17 protein-coding genes and 2 pseudogenes are annotated in these 18,023 nt (G+C 70.8%); 7 read left to right on the top strand and 12 right to left on the bottom strand.

The window, feature by feature from the left end:
• Positions 1 to 49 precede the first annotated feature (49 nt).
• The 4 genes from ACMXN5_RS46675 to ACMXN5_RS46690 form a co-directional block, all read right to left on the bottom strand.
• On the bottom strand, positions 50 to 523 hold the full coding sequence (locus tag ACMXN5_RS46675) for a hypothetical protein (RefSeq protein WP_439680962.1): 474 nt from the start codon (positions 521 to 523) through the stop codon (positions 50 to 52).
• Between the two features lie 40 nt (positions 524 to 563).
• Positions 564 to 1,442, bottom strand: coding sequence for a hypothetical protein (locus ACMXN5_RS46680; RefSeq protein WP_439680963.1), 879 nt, complete (start codon positions 1,440 to 1,442; stop codon positions 564 to 566).
• Positions 1,443 to 1,548: 106 nt separating this feature from the next.
• A complete protein-coding gene (locus ACMXN5_RS46685; protein WP_439680964.1) occupies positions 1,549 to 3,147 on the bottom strand; it encodes a protein kinase domain-containing protein in 1,599 nt (532 codons plus the stop codon).
• A 60-nt stretch (positions 3,148 to 3,207) separates the two neighbouring features.
• Complete coding sequence (locus tag ACMXN5_RS46690; RefSeq protein ID WP_439680965.1) at positions 3,208 to 3,969, bottom strand: serine/threonine protein kinase; 762 nt, start codon at positions 3,967 to 3,969, stop codon at positions 3,208 to 3,210.
• A gap of 428 nt (positions 3,970 to 4,397) precedes the next feature.
• On the opposite strand from ACMXN5_RS46690, the gene ACMXN5_RS46695 reads away from it, so the two are divergent.
• Positions 4,398 to 4,754 carry a hypothetical protein gene (locus ACMXN5_RS46695; RefSeq protein ID WP_439680966.1) on the top strand — a complete coding sequence of 119 codons (357 nt, stop codon included), beginning with the start codon at positions 4,398 to 4,400 and terminating at the stop codon, positions 4,752 to 4,754.
• A gap of 39 nt (positions 4,755 to 4,793) precedes the next feature.
• Here ACMXN5_RS46695 and ACMXN5_RS46700 read toward each other — a convergent pair.
• Positions 4,794 to 4,901 (bottom strand): annotated as a pseudogene (locus tag ACMXN5_RS46700) (aldo/keto reductase); the annotation flags it as partial.
• A gap of 58 nt (positions 4,902 to 4,959) precedes the next feature.
• Positions 4,960 to 5,427, bottom strand: a complete 468-nt coding sequence (locus ACMXN5_RS46705; protein WP_439680967.1) for a VOC family protein — start codon at positions 5,425 to 5,427, stop codon at positions 4,960 to 4,962.
• A 29-nt stretch (positions 5,428 to 5,456) separates the two neighbouring features.
• On the opposite strand from ACMXN5_RS46705, the gene ACMXN5_RS46710 reads away from it, so the two are divergent.
• The gene (locus ACMXN5_RS46710; protein ID WP_439680968.1) at positions 5,457 to 6,200 is read left to right on the top strand and encodes an epoxide hydrolase family protein; all 744 of its coding nucleotides are present in this window, start codon (positions 5,457 to 5,459) and stop codon (positions 6,198 to 6,200) included.
• Positions 6,201 to 6,204: 4 nt separating this feature from the next.
• Positions 6,205 to 7,194: a helix-turn-helix transcriptional regulator gene (locus ACMXN5_RS46715; protein ID WP_439680969.1), complete on the top strand. Its 990-nt coding sequence runs from the start codon at positions 6,205 to 6,207 to the stop codon at positions 7,192 to 7,194.
• Here the strand turns inward: ACMXN5_RS46715 and ACMXN5_RS46720 are convergent.
• Entirely contained in the window at positions 7,135 to 7,677 is a 543-nt protein-coding gene (locus tag ACMXN5_RS46720; protein WP_439681454.1) for a hypothetical protein, read from the bottom strand. The genes ACMXN5_RS46715 and ACMXN5_RS46720 overlap by 60 nt on opposite strands.
• Between ACMXN5_RS46720 and ACMXN5_RS46725 the strand changes: the two genes are divergently transcribed.
• The gene (locus tag ACMXN5_RS46725; RefSeq protein ID WP_439680970.1) at positions 7,568 to 8,257 is read left to right on the top strand and encodes an MFS transporter; all 690 of its coding nucleotides are present in this window, start codon (positions 7,568 to 7,570) and stop codon (positions 8,255 to 8,257) included. The genes ACMXN5_RS46720 and ACMXN5_RS46725 overlap by 110 nt on opposite strands.
• An 847-nt stretch (positions 8,258 to 9,104) precedes the next feature.
• Here the strand turns inward: ACMXN5_RS46725 and ACMXN5_RS46730 are convergent.
• Positions 9,105 to 9,350, bottom strand: a pseudogene (locus ACMXN5_RS46730) (Scr1 family TA system antitoxin-like transcriptional regulator); the annotation flags it as partial.
• A 242-nt stretch (positions 9,351 to 9,592) separates the two neighbouring features.
• On the opposite strand from ACMXN5_RS46730, the gene ACMXN5_RS46735 reads away from it, so the two are divergent.
• Positions 9,593 to 10,288, top strand: a complete 696-nt coding sequence (locus ACMXN5_RS46735) for a hypothetical protein (protein WP_439680971.1) — start codon at positions 9,593 to 9,595, stop codon at positions 10,286 to 10,288.
• A gap of 215 nt (positions 10,289 to 10,503) precedes the next feature.
• Here the strand turns inward: ACMXN5_RS46735 and ACMXN5_RS46740 are convergent, their stop codons facing one another.
• Together ACMXN5_RS46740 and ACMXN5_RS46745 are read right to left on the bottom strand one after the other, a co-directional pair.
• Positions 10,504 to 11,247 (bottom strand): SDR family NAD(P)-dependent oxidoreductase, encoded by a 744-nt coding sequence (locus tag ACMXN5_RS46740; protein ID WP_439680972.1) that lies wholly within the window; start codon positions 11,245 to 11,247, stop codon positions 10,504 to 10,506.
• Positions 11,248 to 11,435: 188 nt separating this feature from the next.
• A complete protein-coding gene (locus ACMXN5_RS46745) occupies positions 11,436 to 12,929 on the bottom strand; it encodes an MFS transporter (RefSeq protein WP_439680973.1) in 1,494 nt (497 codons plus the stop codon).
• An 898-nt stretch (positions 12,930 to 13,827) separates the two neighbouring features.
• Between ACMXN5_RS46745 and ACMXN5_RS46750 the strand changes: the two genes are divergently transcribed.
• Entirely contained in the window at positions 13,828 to 15,246 is a 1,419-nt protein-coding gene (locus ACMXN5_RS46750) for a phenylacetate--CoA ligase family protein (RefSeq protein WP_439680974.1), read from the top strand.
• Entirely contained in the window at positions 15,243 to 16,166 is a 924-nt protein-coding gene (locus tag ACMXN5_RS46755; protein ID WP_439680975.1) for a hypothetical protein, read from the top strand. Before ACMXN5_RS46750 ends, ACMXN5_RS46755 begins: the two co-directional genes overlap by 4 nt.
• Positions 16,167 to 16,237: 71 nt before the next feature.
• Here ACMXN5_RS46755 and ACMXN5_RS46760 read toward each other — a convergent pair whose 3' ends face one another.
• Both ACMXN5_RS46760 and ACMXN5_RS46765 read right to left on the bottom strand, forming a co-directional pair.
• Positions 16,238 to 16,396 (bottom strand): hypothetical protein, encoded by a 159-nt coding sequence (locus tag ACMXN5_RS46760; RefSeq protein WP_439680976.1) that lies wholly within the window; start codon positions 16,394 to 16,396, stop codon positions 16,238 to 16,240.
• Positions 16,397 to 16,416: 20 nt separating this feature from the next.
• Positions 16,417 to 16,926, bottom strand: a complete 510-nt coding sequence (locus ACMXN5_RS46765) for a hypothetical protein (RefSeq protein ID WP_439680977.1) — start codon at positions 16,924 to 16,926, stop codon at positions 16,417 to 16,419.
• Positions 16,927 to 18,023: the final 1,097 nt, after the last annotated feature.

Below are 18,023 nucleotides of genomic sequence, written 5' to 3' on the forward strand. Positions count from 1 at the left end.
CGCGACTCCCGGCGCGCGGGGGAGGAGGCCCCGGACGGGGGTCGCCCGGTCAGCAACTGTCCGTCCAACCGTGCGAGGCGATGTTGTTGTCGATCGACGTGTTCTTGGCCTCCCACCACCACCAGCCGTGGTCAAAGATGTAGCGACCGCCGGAGAGATCCGACCACGTGTCGCCCTGGCCGATGCACGCGTAGACACCGCCCTGATCCTCGTTGTAGTACAGGTTGACCTTGTCGCGCCCGCCCGGGAAGCCGTAATTGGCCACCGAGGACGCGCGGTTCTTCATTCCCAGGCAGCCCGGGTCGGCGCTGCCGGGGTTGTCCCAGTCCCTGGAGAACCCCACCCAGGCGCAGTGGTCGCCGCGCTGGTTCGGATCGGACCAGGCGTGGATCCTGCCGTCGGCGAAGGCCCGTGCACCCGACGCCGCAGGTCCGTTCCGCGCCGCCTGGGCGACGGGAACGGACGTCGCGACGGAGATCAACGCCGCCGCACTCGCGAGGACCATGCCGACTCGCTTCTTCATGAGCTGAATTCCCTTCGATTCGAACCATGCCGATGCCGACTCAGCCGCGGGCGACGATGCCCTGCGCGCGGGTGAGTGCCTTGTTCTCCAGTACCTTCCGGTCGCGGACGTCCGTGGAGTACCGGGAGTCGATGTCCGCGCGATAGGCGCGGTCGATGTCGCGGGCGGTGGTGCCGAGTTCGGTGGACAGCGCGCATTCGGCCTCGGCCCGCGCGGTGGTGACCTCGTCCGCGCGGTCGGCCCGCAGGAACTGCTCGCGGGCCCGCAGCGGAGTGTCGTAGACCAGTCCCCGATCGCGCATGCACGCTGCCCAACCCTGGACGACTTGCGTGTAGCGCGCGTCCCGCACCACCGCCGAGCGCACGAGACGGGGCAGCGCCTCGGTGACCTTTCGGGCCCGATACCAGCTCGGCAGATCGCCGTAGAGCCCGCGCTGGGCGTTTGCCTCGCAGCCCTTGTCGCTGTGCCGGATCGTCCCCGATCCCGGGACACGGGCCTCCAGGCGCTGATTGCCGTCGCCGTGGAACGCCCGCAGGGCCGCCGACCGGCGCGGCTCCGCCAACGCGCGGAAGTAGCGCTGGTTGGGGTCGTCGTCCGCGATCGCGTCGCGTCGGATGCGGATCGCCCGGCCGTAGCCGTTCGACGTGGCCCATGCCGGGTCGTCGATGACGTACGGGAAGCGGGTGTCCACCGATTCGGGCGGCTCGTCGGTCACCCGGAAGTCGAACCCGGCCGCACGCATGCAGTCGCGGGTCAGGATCTTCTCGGCCCGGGCGAGCGTTCCCCGCTCCGCCTCGGTGAGGTTACGGGGTGCGGGTGCGGACCCGGGGGTCGACGTCCCGTCCGACCCGCAGCCGGCGGTCGTCGCCACCGCGACCGCGCAGATCAGCGCGGCCACGTGTCGCCTGCGATCCGCCATGTCCGTCCCCCCGTTCCCGCCGATCCCTTCACTGGTCGAAACGGTAGGCGGGGCGCGGGGCGAACGGTCCCTGACGGATGTCAGGGTCGCCGGATGGCCGGCGGTTTCAGCCGGACGGGGCAGCCGGTGCGGAGGGAGCCGGCGGCGTGCCGGTGTACTCCGCGAGGTAGCGCAGCACGAGGTCCACGTGTGCGCGCGTGCGCGGGGGCACGCTCCTGGCCTCCCGGACCGTGCGGTCGCTGGTCCGATAGGCGGCCACGGTCAGGGCGGGTACGTCCTCGCGCATCCCTTCCTGCTTGATGTGTTGGGCCAGCCAGCAGACGTAGACGCCCATGGTCGCGATCGCGTCGGGCGGCGACATGTAGTCCTTGCGACCGTCCCGATCGCCGTCCACCGCCCACGCGTTGAACACCCGCGGCGTCCACATGGCGATCCCGTACTCGTCGCTCTCGGGTCGCGCCGCGCGGGCGTCGAAGCCGCTCTCCGCCTTGAGCATCGCGGCGAGCAGCGCCGGGGTGACCTCGGCCTCGGTGCAGCGCTGGGCCGCGTCGGCGATCATCGGCCGCAATTCCGCGGGCACGTCGGATCCGGCGGGGACGTCCCCGGCGATCCGGCGCGGCACGGCCGTGGGGGCGGGAGTACCGGTGGCGGCGGCCGGCCGGCTCGCGGCGGCGGACGGGGCCGCCTCGGCCCGCGGGTCGCCGTCGCCGCGCAGTCCGAGGCCCACGCCCACCCCGGCGAGGGCCACGCCGGCCACCACCAGGGCGGCCACCAGGCGTCGGCGCCGGGGCCTGGTGGCGCCGGACAGTGCCCGCACCCGCTCGTCGATCTCCGCCGCGTCGAGTCGGGAGCGGGATTCGTGGTCGGGGGCGAGGCATTCGGTGATCAGCCGCCGCCACTCCTGGGGCACCCGGTCGTCCAGGCGCAGCGGATTGACCCCGCGGGCGTAGGCCTGGGCGGCGAGTGCGCGGGCCCGGGCGTTGCTGCCGACGAACGGGTGCAGTCCGCCGGTCAGGACTTGGTGGGCGAGTACGCCGAACGCCCAGACGTCGGCCGTGGGGCGGATCACCGTGCCGCGCTCGCCGGTGCGTTCCGACCACCACTCGGGCGGCACGTGGTCGAGCGAGCCGAGGGGTGGGATGTAGGCGTGCGTGCCGTCGAGTTCGGCGGTGAGTCCGAAGTCGGCGAGCCAGACGTCGCCGGTCGCGGAGAGCAGGGTGTTGGCCGGCTTCAGGTCGCCGTGTACGCGGCCGTGTTCGTGCATGTGCGCCAATCCGGCGGCCACGCCGCGCAGGATCCGGCCGGCGCCCGGTACTTCGAGCCCGGATTCGGCGCTGTCCAACACGTCGCGCAGGCTGCGCGCGGCCCGGTCCATGACCAGGCCGACCACGGAGCGCAGTTCGGGGTGGTCGGGATCGTCGACGGTGACCACGGCGTGCGTGCGTACCAGGTTCGGGTGGTTCGCGGTCCGGCTGAAGTGCACTTCGCGGTGCACGAGTTCGTCCATGGAGCTGCGCTGGCCCGGGGTGAGCAGGTCGGTACGCAGGAACTTGATCGCGACGGGTGTCCCGTCGCTCGTCCGTTCCGCGGCGTACACGCTGCCCCAACTGCCGGACCCGATCGGTTCGATCACCCGCCAGTCGGCGACCACCAGGCCGGTGGGTACGTCGAGCGGGGGCGGTGCGGGCTGGTCCATCCTCGGCATCACTCTTCGTTTCCTCGACGAACTCCGGCCCCGCTGTGGCCGGACCGACTTCGCGGCGGATCACCTGCCGCGCGGCGGCAACAGCGTCAGGTGTTCCTCCCGCACGAGGTCGAAGCGCAGCGCCAGGGTCACCAGGCGCTCGCGCTTGTGTCCGGTGCGCCCGGCCTCGTCCCCGGTGGCCTCCCGCAGGCGCAGTTTGGTGGAGGCGAGGTAGTCGATGTGGTAGTTGATCGCCGAACGGGTCAGATCCGCGTGTCCGGCGAGCGGGCGCAGGCGTGCCAACACCTCGCCGGCGCCGGGTGTCGCTGCGTCGAGCGCGCCGCGCAGGCGTGGTTCGCACAGCGCGAGCAGGACCAGGAAGTACTTGGACGTGGGATCGAGCGCGAACGGACTGGTCGTCAGTTCGCCGCCGCGAGGTTGCGAATCCCGGTCCAGATAGGCGTGTTGGGGGGCGAAGACCTTGAACGACACGTCGCCGTCGGCAACCGGGAGCACCAGGCGGGAGAATTCGAACGGCACCGGAGCGCCGAGCCGACCGGGCGCGATCTTGAGGTATTCCCCGGCGCCTTCCAGGTTCTCCACGACATAGGTCACGGTGCGGCTGAAGTTGGACAATCGCCAATAGTCCTCGGCGGCGACCAGTTCCCCGGCCCGCCGCGAGACCCCGGGATCGGGCAACACGATCGATACCGGCGCATCGGGCGCCCCACGCCCGAAGTCGGCACTTTGCCCCGGCCCCAGGCGCAACACCGCGGGCCTGTCCGACACATGCCCTTCGATCCCCGGATCCGGGTCCGGCAACTGCACGATGACCGTATCCACCACGTACCCCCGTACCCCCGCAACATGCGAGCATGATAACGCCGGTCGACGCTCGGTGACGGGAGACGGAGCATCGCCACTCGGCCCCCGGCCGTGGATGCGCGGATACGCGGTCGGAAGGCACCCCCCCGATCACGTCACCCGAGTCCGCACGGGGGTCGAGACGGACTGCGGTCGCCGTGCATGTCCCGTTGCACAAAGGCAAGTTCGACCGCGCACGAAGCAGAGCGATCGGGTTCGTGCGCGGCGTGGGTCACCGAGTGGCGGCGCAGTGGTCCGATTGCGGTGCGGTGGGTGGGATCAACTCGTCCGCTGAGTGTGAGGTTGTGGAACTCGCCGACGCCGAGTGTGGCCGCAAGCCGACGCCGGACAGACGGAAGCCACCGAGCGACGAGGTGGGTGTCACCGCGGTGTGCGACCGTGCGGACATGAGCTACGACCTTGCCGTCTGGGAGGGCGAGAGACCGGCGAACGACAAGGCCGCCGGCCGGGTCTTCGACGACCTGTACGAGCGCTACATCGACGGCGAGGAGCAAGAGCCTGCGTCCGAACGCATAGCGGCCTACGTGGCCGCGCTGCTGGAGCGGTGGGTCGACGTCACCGAGGACGAGGAGGACACCTCGCCTTGGTCGGCCGGTCCGTTGATCGACGAAGCCGGCGGTCCGCTGATCTACTTCGCCATGCGGTGGAGCATGGCCGAGGAGGCGTCGGCGTACGCGGCGGCGGTGGCGGAGTCCATGGGGCTGGTCTGCTTCGCTGTCCAGCAGAACCGCCTCCGACCGTGAGCGGGGGCGCCGACCCGTCACACCGGCCGCGACCACGCCCCGGACGCAGTCGTCGGGGTCGGGGTTGCCGTACGGCCCGAACATCATCGTGCCCAGGGTGTAGGCGCTGACCTGGATGCCGGTCCGGCCGAGCGGACGGGTCCGCATGGGCTTCCCCTCGGGGCGGAGGTGTGCGGCCGGTCCGGCCGCACACCTCGCCGAACGGTCAGGCCTGGGTGTACTCGGCCGCGACATCGACGATCCAGGTGACGCCGAAGCGGTCGGCCAGCATCCCGAACGCAGGCGCCCACTGGGCGGGTCCGAACGCCTCGATCACGGTCGCGCCCTTGGCGAGGCCCTCCCACACGGGGGTGACCTCGTCGACGCTGTCGCCGCGGACGGACAGGAAGAACGGTTCCCGGGTGATCGTGGTGCCGTTCTCCCGACGCGTGGTGGGCGCGCCGGGGTCGGCTGGCGTGTGCTCGCCGGGCACGTCGTAGGCCATGACCCGGAAGCCGTTGTCGGCGACGACCTGGCCGAACACGACGTTCGTCGCGCCGGGCAGTTCGGCGGGCATCCCGAAGTCGGCGTAGGTGGCGACGGTGAGCCGGCCGCCGAAGACCGACTGGTAGAACTCCAGGGCCTCGCGGGCCTGGCCGTGGAAGTTCAGGTGCGCGACAGCGTTGAGCGACATGGTGTTCGGTCCTTCACGAGCGATTTTCGATGCCGGAGGTTTCCGGCGACAGGACCGACGATGGCAGCAGTACAGGTCAGAGAACGTCCGCTACCTGCTCGACGCCCTCGGCCCCTTCGTCGCCGACCCGCACACCGACCACGTCGAATCGCGGCGAAGTCCCAGCCACCGCAGTGACGTTGTGCGTGGGGCCGCCTTGGCTTGGCGTCGGGGCCATGTCTGAGATCGAACCCTTTCCGGTGCATGCTCCCGAGCACGATCTGGAGGACCTGCGAGAGCGTCTCGACCGCGTGCGACTTCCGGAACGGGAGACGGTTCGGGACGGTACGCAGGGCATCGGCCTGGAACGCCTACGGACCTTGCCGGACGCCTGGCGACAGCACGACTGGCGAGCCGTGGAAAAGCGCTGGAACGCGATACCGCACTTCCGCACCCGGCTCGACGGCCTCGACATCGCCTTCCGGCACGTGCGTTCGCCCGAGCCCGACGCCTTTCCGCTGGTGCTGACGCACGGCCGGCCCGGCTCGATGCTGAAGTTCGAGAGCGTCATCGGGCCGTTGACCGACCCGGTCGCGCACGGCGGTTCCGCCTCGGACGCCTTCGACGTGGTCGTACCGGCCCTGCCCGGTTTCGGTTTCAGCGAGCGCCCCCGGGAACCCGACTGGAACCCGGGCCGTACCGCACCGCCTGTCGTATGCCGGGGGTTTGCGGCGACGGGACCGAAGAGGTCGGCAGTACAGGTCCGAGAACGTCCGCTACCTGTGGCATCGTGAAAAGATGCCGATCGCCTCCTCGACGACGACCTCCAGCCGGCTGCTGGCGCTGCTGTCCATGCTGCAGGCCCGCCGAGACTGGCCGGGCGGCGTGCTCGCCGAGCGGCTGGGTGTCAGCGAGCGAACCGTGCGCCGCGACGTCGACCGGCTGCGCGAGCTGGGGTACCGCGTGCAGGCGATCAAGGGCCCCGACGGCGGCTACCGGCTCGAAGCGGGCAGCCGGGTGCCGCCGCTGCTGTTCGACGAGGAGCAGGCGGTCGCGCTGGCCGTGGCGCTGCGGATCGCCGTCGGGACCGGCGCGGGCATCGAGGAGGCGGCCGCGCGGGCGCTGGCCGGCGTGCGACAGGTGTTGCCGTCGCGGTTGCGGCAGCGGGTGGACGCCCTCGAGATCAGCGCGGCCGGGCACGGTGTCGATGCGCAGGTCGATACCGGGATCCTGCTGACGCTGAGTGCCGCGGTCCGCGCGGGGGAGGAACTGCGGTTCGACTACCGCTCACCGGGGCGCACCGAGGATGCCGAGCCGCGACCGCCTCGCCGGGTGCAGCCGCATCACCTGGTGGCGCGGGCCGGGCGCTGGTACGTCGTCGGCTGGGACCCCGACCGCGGCGACTGGCGGATCTTCCGGGTCGACCGGATGACACCGCGGGTCCCGAATGGGCCGCGGTTCGTTCCCCGTGAAGTGCCGGGCGGCGACGTGGCCGCGTTCCTGGCGGCCCGGTTCAAGGGTTCCGAGAGCGCGGACGCCTGGCCGTGCCGGGGCGAGGTGATCCTCGGCCTGCCGGTGGCGGAGGTGGCCCCGTTCGCCGGCGACGGTGTCGTCGAGGAACTCGGCGCCGACCGGACCAGGTTGACGACGGGATCCTGGTCCTGGGCCGCCCTCGCGGCGGCGTTGGCCCGCTTCGACACCGAGATCGAGGTGGTTGCCCCGCCGGAACTACGCGCGGCATTCGCGCAGTTGTCCCACCGCGCCGGCCGCGCCGCGAGGACCGGATAGGGGGTACGTGCCGTCGCCGAGTGCGTGGTGGAGTTCGATGCCGTCGACGGCCGCGTGGACGAACTCGCCGATGACGCGCAGGCGTTCGGGATCCGGCATCGGACGTTCGCCCGAAGCGGCGTCGCCGTGGACGGTGTCGGCGAACGCGCGGACCGTCCAGGCGTTCAGTTTGGCGAGCCGGGCGCGCAACGCGTCGTCGTGGAAGCCGAGTACGGCGATGGCGAAGTACGCGCGGGTTGCGTCGCCGTCCTGACACATGCGTACGACGCCGTCGAGGTACGCCCGCCGGCGCTCGCGCCCGGATCGCAGTTCGCGGGCCTTGGCGGCGAAGTCGGCCGCCTGTTCCTGGTAGAGCCGGTCCATCAGGGCTTCGATGAGACCGTGCCGGGTGCCCAAGTGGTACGAGACCGTGGTCACGTCGACGTGGGCTTCGCGAGCGACGGCGACCAGAGTCAGCCCGGCCGTCCCAGCGCGGAGCAGCACCCGGTGCGCGCCGTCGAGGATCGCGGCGGTCGTCCGTGGCGAGTCCGCGGGACGACGGTCCAGCGGATGCCTTCCCCGGGGACCCGACGAACGACTTCGCGCGGCCGACCACGTCCGCGGCGATCCCGTACGCCGCGCCGTCCTGGCTGCTGTTCACCGACCTCGGCCTTACGGGCGTCGCCGTGCCACCTACTACACCGCGGTCGCACTGGCTCGATTCACCAGTCTGACCGTCTTCTACGTGCCGTACGGAGCCCTCGGCGCCGAGTTGAGCACCGACCCGACCGAGCGCACCGCCCTGCCGAGCGTCCGCACCGCCTTTTCGCAACTAGGCGCACTCGTCGGCGCGATCACCCCGCTCGCGCTCCACGGGGTACTCGGCGACGCCCTGGGTGGGAGCGACAAGGCGGGCTGGTCGGCCGTTGCGACGTGTCGGGCGGCTCCGCCGTGGGAGGGTGTCAGGTCTGCGCCGTCAACTCCCATGTGCCTCGCCGTAGGTCGAGGGTCGCCGTGCGGTCGACCTTCTCGGGGGGTTTGTGGCCCAGACGCCAAGCCCGCGGCAACACGGACAGATGGATGACCGCGGTGCCGTCGTCCGTGTGGTCGGGATCCGCGGGGACACCGATCCAGTACGCGCTTTCGCGAAGCAGGTCCCGCATCGCCGCGGCATCCGGTTCCGCGATCGCCTTCGGCGACCGGGCGGCGTCCCCGGCCGATGAGGAGCCGGCCGACAAGGCCAGCAGTCGACCCAGCACCCGGGCGGGCATGGACGCATCGGTGGACTCGATCGCCGCATAGCAGTCGTCGTGTCCCGAGTACCACAGCCGCGAGCTGGCCAGTCGGGGCAGGATCGGCGTGCCGTGCTCGGCGGTTCCCACCGCGAGGGCCATGTCGTCGAGCTGCGCGGAGGTCGGTCGCGCCGGAACATCCACGATCGACAGCTGGTTCGGCGACCACGCGCCGTCCAGGAGACGGGGCAGATCGTCGCGGCGCATCACCAGGAGTTCCTCGCCGAGCCCCGGGGTGCCCGCGGCCCACGGACCGAGCCTGTGCACGGCGCACTCGACTTTCCGCTCGGCGGCGATCCGCGACGGTGACCACAACGAGTAGTCCGCGTCCAGGAAGCTCGTCGTCTCGAGACCGAGAACGACCACGGTCTCGCCCGCCGACCGCACCAGCAGATCCACCACCTCGCCCGCCTCGGCCGCCGTCGCGTAAACCATCCACGAACCGCCGCCCTCACGAACGCCGAACGTCAGCGGGAACACGCCACCGTTCGGCGTCGCACCGTCGATCCCGACGGTCCCGTCGCCGCCCACCTCGACCATCGCCGCACCCCCGGGAGCCGTACACCGTTCCCACCCGCCGGCGACAATGATCCACCACAGGCCGACGTACCTCACCCGCAGGACCGCCACGACGGCAGGCACATCCGCCGGGGGTAACCGCAGCAGCGTCATCGACGACGGCGGTGTCCGATCCGTGGCGCCGGCGAACCGCACGATCCGCACCTGGACCCAGCGGCGTTCGATCGCCTCGAGCAGGAACCCCATCTGCTCGGCCGTCACCGCCGCCCCGCCCACCGGACGTTTCAACACGCTCTCGTCCGGCAACGCGATCAGCATCTCGGTGCGCTGCCCGTTGCCGAGGACTTCCTGCCGTCCCTGGCGCAGCGCGACGCGCGGCCACGGAACACCCCCATACTCGGCCCGTCCCGCAGCATCGAATCACCCCCCGCCCGGCCGCGCAGGTGCGCGATGCCGTCGCTCACGCACGGCCCGCGGCGTAAGCACCCTCGCCCGCACGCCGGACACCCACACCGACGTCGCTGTCGGCCCGGCGACGTCTCCGCAGGTGACCGGGCCGGCCGAGCCGTCGAAGTCAACCGCCGCACCTCAACTCGGGAGAATCGCAGATGACCAGCCAAAGCACCCATGCGGACAGCGAAGTACCGGACCCCTTCGGCACGTTGCGCCGAGCGTTGTGGATCGGCGGCGGCCAATGGGCCGGAAAATCGACCGTTGCCAGGCTCCTTGCCGTCCGATACCGCGTCACCGCCTATCACTACGACTACCACGACGCTCGAGGTCACAACGATCGCCGGATCGCCCGTCGCGTCGGCCTCGGCGAGTCCGCCACCGAGCCCGATCCGGACACGGTATGGGTGCGCCCCACCCCGGAAGAGATGGCCGCCCGAACCCTGGCCGGCTTCCCCTGCCGGTTCGAGTGGGCGCTGGACGACTTGCGCGCGCTCGTCTCCGGCCACCCGATCATCGCCGAGGGCTGGGGACTGCGTCCCGAACTCGTGGCACCCATCATCGACTCGCCGCGCCGGATGGTCGTGATGGTGCCCACGCCGGAGTTCCGCCGACACCAGCTCCGCGAACTACCCCGAGCCGCCTCGCTCGCGCACCGTGTCAGCGATCCGGGCCGCGCCCAGGCCAACCGACTCACCCGCGACCGCCTCGTCGCGGAGGAGTCCGTGCGCACCGCCCATCGGCTGGGGATCCGCGTGATCGAAGTCGACGGTTCACGCGATGCCGCCGCGATCGCACAAACCGTGGCCGAGCACTTCGGCCCCTACCTCCCGCGCCCACACCACGAGGCCTGATCACCACAACCACTCGCACGGTTCCCGACCCCGTGTTGTGGGGATCTCGAACTCCGCCCGGGCGCTGCCGGGTTGTCCGCAGTTCGACCGGGTGTGCCGGTCAGCCCGCGAGGATGCCGGCGACGGCGCCAATGGGCACGGTCTGCCCGGGGCCGACGCCGGCCGAACCCGGCGTAGCGGCTCCGTGGTTCGGCCGGCTCGCCGACGAGCGCCGGTCAGATCGTCAGGCCGCCGGAGACACGCAGATTCTGGCCCGTGATCCACTGCGACTCGGGTCCGGCCAGGAAAGCGACGACATTGGCGATGTCGTCCGGGTGTCCCAGCCGTCGCAAGGGCGTCATGGCGACAACGTGCTGGATGGCCTGCTCCGGATTCTCCCCGGCCGCGGCTCGCATCCCGTCCGTGTCGGTGGCACCGGGGGACACGCTGTTGACCGTGATGCCCCGGGGGCCGAACTCGCGAGCGGCGACCACGGTGATCGTTTCCAGCGCCGCCTTGGCGGCGAAGTACAGGGCCATGCCCGGCACCGCACCGGACGAGGAGATGTTGACGATCCGCCCACCCTGGCCGAGCCTTTCCGCAGCGGCTTGGAGAATGAAGAACGGTCCCTTGGTGTTGACGGCCATCACCTCGTCGAAGTCGCCCTCGGTGGCGTCGCAGATGTTGCCCATCGGACTGATCGCCGCGTTGACGACCACCACATCCAAACCGGCCAGGTTTCGGTCGACCTCGTCGAAGAGGTGCTTCAGGTCCGCCAAGCGCCCCTGGTCCGCTCGTACCGCGATCGCCCGTCCGCCGAAGGCCGCCACCTCGGCCACCACGTCCTCGGCCGCCGCTTGGTCGTGCTTGAAGCTGAACAGCACCACCGCGCCCTCACGAGCCAGCCTCACCACGATCGCTCGCCCGATCCCCCGCGACCCGCCGGTCACCAATGCCGTCTTCTTCTCCAACGTTCCCACTGCAACTCCTTGCCATCGGCTGCTCCCCTGTTGGGAGTGCCTCGCGGGAGGGTCGTAACCACGGTGTCGATCTCGACATCCCCGCCGAACGAATTCCGGAAAAACGGTTCGGCGCGCATCGCGGTAACGTGGCCGGCCGCATCCGGGATCTCGTCGTCTCCACCCCACGGGCCTCGGGCGGCAGCGCGCTACGAGCGCGTCGTCTCGTACTCCACGGGCGCCGCCGGTGCGGGTCGCGCCGCCGGCCGCATGGTCAGGATCAGTACGGCCAGCCCGGCGAACAGGATCGCGGCCACCACTCCGGTGACACGGACGGCGGCGGTGAACGCGTGGCGGGCGGTGTCCAGCAGGTGTGCACCCTGATCGCCGGGCAACCGCCGGCTCGTGGCGACCGCTTGGGCCAACGAGTCGGACGTGCCGTCCATGCGGTGCCGGTAGATCACCGCGGCCAGCACGCCGATAAGCGCGAATCCGAGCGAGCCGCCGAAGTAGTTGCCCGTCTCCGACATCGACGCCGCCGAACCGGCCCGCTCCGGTGGTACGGACCCGACGACCAGCCCGGTGCCCAGCGCGAACAGCGGCCCGGTACCCAGAGCCAAAACGGTGATGCCGATCATCACCACCGGGAGGGGACCCGAGGCGTCGACGCACACGAGCAACAGGCTCCCCAGGGCCGACACCACCAGACCGCCGGCGATCGCGGTCGTCTGCTTCATCCGCCGGGCCAGCACCGGCGCGGTCATCGTGCCGGCCGCCACGCCCAGTCCCATCGGCGCGAACAACAGCGCCGCGGTGGCCGGCGAATAGTCCAGCACGCTCTGCAGGTACTGCGTGATCAGAAGACCTGTGCCGGCCATCGCGACGCCGGCGAAGATCAGCCCGACGAGGATCGCGGTGAAGGGGCGACTGCGCAGCAGCCGCAGGTCCAACAACGGTGTCTCCAATCGAAGCTGCCGGCGCACGAAGACCACCGCGACGGCCGCGCCCACGACGAGCGCCACGGCCGGCAGGACCGGCTCGCCGTCCATGCTCAACTGCTTGACGCCGTACACCATCGCGAGCACGGACACGAGTGAGAGCCCGACGCTGACCGGATCCAACCGGCCCGCCCGGTCGTCGCGGAACTCCGGCAGCAGGAGCGGCCCGGCGATCAGCAGCACCGCCATGGCCGGCACCGCGACCAGGAACACCGATCCCCACCAGAAGTGTTCGAGGAGGAATCCGGCGAGTACGGGTCCGAGCGCGCCGCCGGTGAACTGGCACGTCGCCCAGATCGCGATGGCCTGCCCACGTTGTCGCCGGTCGTGGAACATGTTGATGATCAGGGCGAGGATGGACGGCGCCAGAGTGGCGCCGGCGACCCCGAGGAGGGCCCGCGTGACGATCAGCATCAGCGGGTTCACCGAGAAGGCGGCCACGAGCGACAACACCCCGAAGGCCGCACCACCGCACATCAGCAACCGGCGACGCCCGATCCGGTCACCGAGCGTACCCATCGTGATGACCATGCCGGCCACCATGAGCCCGTAGCTGTCACTGATCCACAACTGCTCGACGTTGCTCGCACCGAGGTCGGCGCTCAGCTGTGGGAGCGCGAGGAGCAGCGCGGTCATATCCATCGCGACCAGCAGCGTCGGCAGCGTGAGGACCAGCAGTCCCCACCAGGCCCGGTTGGCTCGCATATGCACAAACTCCCTGTTCGCTTTCGACGTGTCGCCGGGGGGTCGGAGCCGTCGAACCTTTCTCGACACCCCGGCGAACGCCTTCTCGCTCCCGCGAACCCTCGCTCCACACCCCCGCGAGGACGGCCACGGCAGGTTCATCGAGGCCCTGAAGGAGTCCGGCGAACTGGTCGTCACGCTGGCCCTGGTGGACTCGGCAACGTGGTCGTTCCCTGGGGCGGGTTCCCCATTTCGGGCGGGGGTGGTGGCCGGTGCCCGGCCGTTGATCGACGCCATCCGAACTTCCCGCCGCAGAATTCCCCCGGACAACGAACTCGCCGTCGATCGAGCGGCCTTTCCCACTCCCGGGCAAAGGGGTGATTCGCCGCCGCCCGGCCATCGGTCGATCACCCGAGTGCAGCCCGACAGAATTCCCCCGGACAACAATTCCTCCGAACAATAATTCTCCGGCTTCGGATCCGGCCTGATCGCGATCGCTGCGCAGGGCGTGTGCCCCCGCCTGCGCGGCAGCCGAATCCGCGGCACGACCTGGCGTTTCTCGCCGGGAAACACCCATTACCCGCGACCCGGGAATCGGGTGTCGTCGGCGTGTCTGCCATCGCACCACATGAATAGCGCCAATCATTCGATCGATCTTGACAGAGGATGAAACACCGCTGAACATTGTCGTGGCTCCACCGGCCGGAGGGGCTCTGGTTGAGAATTCGAGAAACGGGGTGTTGATATGTCCGCGATGATTTCCACGCTCAAGCACACGAAGTACGTCATGGGTTCGATGACGGCGGTGCTGTTCGGTTTCTGCATCAGCTGACCCGTGGATGGGGCGGGCGGCCGTGACCCGCCCGCCCCATCGTGCTCGGGCGGTATTCGGGGGCGGCGTGAGCGCTGGAAAGGGACCATGTTCGACGCGGGGATACGACAGTTCCGGATGGCGCTGGCGATGGTGCGGGGCCGGCCGATCAGTGTGCGTTCCGCCGAGCGGCTCGTCGAGGATGCCCTCGCGACGCTCGCGGAGTTCGGCTCGCCCGGCGAGGACGTCGAACAGTTGCTGCGCGGTGCCGACGCCGGCGAGGCGCAGATGCGCGCCGATCTCACGAACCGGGCCCTGCGGCGTACCGCCAAACGCCTCGCGGCGAAGTCGCGCTTCTACGCGGACCACTTCGCCGCGGCGGGCGTCGACCCGGCCGCGCTGAGCCTGGACAACATCGAGACGGTGCCCGTCACCACCAAGGCCGACCTGGTCAAGCAGTCCCGGGACTTCCTGTGCGGCGAGCCGTTCCTCGCGTCCCGCACCACCGGGACCACCGGCCGGCCGACGGAGGTGTGGTACTCCCGCTACGAGGAGCGCCTGTGGCCCGCGCTCGTGGCCCTGTCCCAGGTGCTGCGCGGCAACATCCGTACCACCGACATGATCCAGTTCAACGTCAGCTCCCGCGCGACCGGCACGGCGTACGCGGAGATGCAGGTCGCGCGCATGGCCGGGGCGACGATCCGCATGGTGGGCCTGATCCCTCCCGGCGAGACGCTGGACGCCACCGCGGGCACCGACGAGGCGGCGCCGACCCTGATGGTCACCTACCCCAGCTACCTGGGCCAACTGGTCACCCTGGCCCGTGAACGCGGGCTCGGGCCCGGGGACTTCCGGCTGCGCGGCATCACCGTGGGCAGCGAAGTACTCTCGCCCGCGCTCGCCACCGCCGCCGAGGCCACCTTCGGCGCCGCCGTCGAGGACCTGTACGGCATGACCGAGATCTCGCCGCTGGCGGGGGCGTTGTGCCGGGAACGGCATCTGCACATCGACGGGGGAGTCGGGCTGGTGGAGGTGTGTGATCTCGACACCGGGCGGCGGGCCGCGCCCGGGGAACTCGGCACGATCGTGGCCACCCCGTTCCACCCCTACCGGGAGTGCATGCCGGTCTTCCGATACGACACCCGCGACCTGGTGCGGCAACTGCCCGACACGCCACTGGACTGCGAGATGCGGAACGTGCCGGCGACCTCGCACGTCCTGGGCAAGGCGGACCACGTGCTGCGTACCGGCGACGGCCCGGTGACCTCGCGGGACATCGTCGAGGTCCTCGACGCGCTGCCCGGCGCGCGCTGGCCGATGCGCTATCGCGCGGACGTGGTGAACGGTCGGCTGCACGTGACGGTGGCCGCGTCCTCGTTGCCGGAGACGTCCGACGCCGCACGGTACTTCGCCGACGCGGGCCTGGACGCCACCGTCGAGATCACCCCGGTGGACGGCACCCGACTGCGTCGCCTGCGCTGCGACCTGCTCGAAAACAGCTTCTCCTCCCTCGGGAGCGCCGTATGAGCGCCGCACAGGACGTGTTCTTCGTCGCCGTGACCGTCGCGATCGCCCTGGGCGTCTCCGTCGCGTCGGTCGGCTTCTTCCGCAAGGTCACACTGCCTCGCCCCGCCGTCGGCGTCTTCAACGGCAACGACATGATCATCATGATGGGCTTCGTGATCGCCCTGCCGTTCTTCTATCTCGCCCTTCCCGACTGGCTGTTGCCGTTCGTGCTGGGCCTGACCCTGGCGGGCGGGCTGAGCGTCGCCTACGGCACCGTCGTACGGCGGGGATCGCTGCGCTGGGCGCTCATCGCCTGCCTGATGGCCGCCGACTGGCTCGCCGCCCGCGGCGCCGAGGACGACCCCACCCACGCCCTGCCGTACTGGCTGATCAACAGCGTCGTCATCCTCCTCATGGCGGTCGGCGCGGCCAACCTCAACACCCAGGGCGGGTTGAAGCTGCGACACGTCTCCCGGTTCGCCCTGGCACTCGCCGCGTACGACCTGTTCTTCGCCACCGTCGTACCACTCACCCAGAAACTGTTCGGCGCGGTACAGGGCTACGCCTTCGCCCCCTCCGCCGGGGTCCGCATCGGCGAGTTCGGAGCCGTCGTGGGCATGGGCGATCTCCTGGTCTACGCCCTCTTCACCACCGTGGCCTACAAGGCGTACGGACGTCGGGGGCTGACCCTGTCCCTGTGCCTGGTCGCCACCTTCGGCGCACTGGCACCGACACTGACCCCGATCACGATCGAGGCCGTCACCGGACACCTTCCCGAGATCGTGCCCGCGCAGATCTTCTTCGGCCCGGCCGCGTTCGTGGGATACCTCGTGCTGCGCCGAAGCGGCCCGGAGCGGCGCATGGTCGACGTCCGCCCGCCCGCGCGGCCGGCGCCGGACCGCGAGCAGCCGCAGACCACGACCTCCGGCATCCGCCCATGAGTTGTCGCGGACAGCCGGGAACGGGCTTTGCCCGAACCGCCGTTCGGCCTCGGCGGTCGATCGGGTGCGGATCACCGGGTGATGCGTGCGGTCGCCTCGGTACCGTCCCCGCCGGGCACGTGCAGGCCCATCAGGACGCCATCGGGCCGTAGTTCGGCCGCAAGCCGGACCGCCGTCGGGCCGTCGGCAGCCTCGCCGACCACCCTCAGGTCGGCGTGCGGAGCGAGCATCGCGGTGATCCCGTCGCGGATCACGGCGTGGGGGCCGGCAGGGTCGCGGTCACCATGGTGCCGACGCCCACCGCGTCACGGCGTTGGGGAGCGTCGCGGTGGCCGCATTGCGCGGCCGTAGCGCCTCGACGGTTCGGCGCGTGTCGACGAGCGAGCTGCGGCGGTCTCGCGAGCGCGTGCCACCAGGCCGGCGAGTCGGGCGTCGTCCGGTCCGGCGCCGGTGTCGTATCGTGCAACTCGTGGGCGAGGCACTGGTGTTCATCGGTGCGTCCGGCCAGGTGGGCGGCGTCGGCCAGTTGCGCCTTGGTGGCGTTCAGTCGGGCGAGCAACACCTGTCCGCGCCGCATCTCGTGGTGCAGCGCCCGGACCGCGCGGGCGATGAACAGCGCGCTCAGCAGCGGCAGGCACACACCGACGGCGACGAAGTGCGTCGGCCCGATACGCAGGTTCGCCTCCGGCTGCCAACCGATCCCGCTCAGCCACGTCCGTACGTGCGGCCCGAGCAGGTACGGCGCGCCGGTCGCTAGCACGCCCGCCGGCATCCTTCCGGACCCGGTTGCGTCGCCGGCGTCAACGGCGGCTCGATCCATGGGCACGCCGCCGCCCACACCATCCCGCACGGCAGTCCGAGCCACGACACCTGCCGGTGGAACCCCCGAGCGCATCGTCGTCAAGCTGCTCCGACGTCCCGACGCGGGGCATGTTGCGTAGGGGAGTTGACGTGATGGTCGGTCAGCACAGTGGCTCCCACGCCGGTCCTGGGACCGCCGACGAGTCCGCCCCGAACCCATCCCCGACGTCGAGCTTCGCAGGGATGTGCCGGATTCCGGCGGTTACGTGGATCCGGTCACAGGGAGCCCCGGGACCGGGCCGCGCGGGGAGGTCGCCCCAGGCGAACTCGGCGGTCGGGTGCGGCAGATCGGGGGCGAGGCGGGCGATCCGTTCGTAGACGTCCCGCCGTTGCTCCTGCGCGCCACTGGGGACCGCCTGCCTCGCCGGACCTGGGCAAGCCACTCGGTCATGCCACCACCCCCGTCGCGTCGCGGGCGGTGAAGTCGAGGAGGCGCCGCCAGGCGTCGGAACAGGCGCCCTCCCACTCGTCCAACGCCACAACCCCGAAGGACGGAGCCGCCACACCAGCCGCGAACCCCACCACCCACCGTCGCGCCCCACGCCCGAGCCTGAACCCGCACGTCGCCCGTCACAGGCAATCGACGCGCCGATCCGATACCTCACCCCCCGGTCCGTCCTGGTGATCAGGCCCGTGATCGGAGGGTCGCGGCATTGGGCCTGAAGGGTGGCATGTGGCGTCACGACTGCCCGGAAAGGGAAGCGGCCCGATCATGGGATCCCCGCCACAGTCTCGGTTCCACATGCCGTTCGAGCCGCGCCTCGACCGTCATGTCGACCGGGCCCGCGCACATGCCAAGGAGCGGGACCGGCGAGTTCGATCACGTCGCCCATGCGGTGACCGAGGTGTTCGAATACCCGGGAGCCCGCCGCGACTTCGGCGGTCTCCGGTGCACTGCCGTGCCCAACGGAGCACACGATGGGGCAGCTCCGTCGGAATGTGCTTCGGTGCTGGGTGCCGGCACAACATCATCGTGTCCTGGACAGGGAGCTTGAC

This window comes from Embleya australiensis (assembly GCF_051903075.1).
Classification (GTDB): domain Bacteria; phylum Actinomycetota; class Actinomycetes; order Streptomycetales; family Streptomycetaceae; genus Embleya.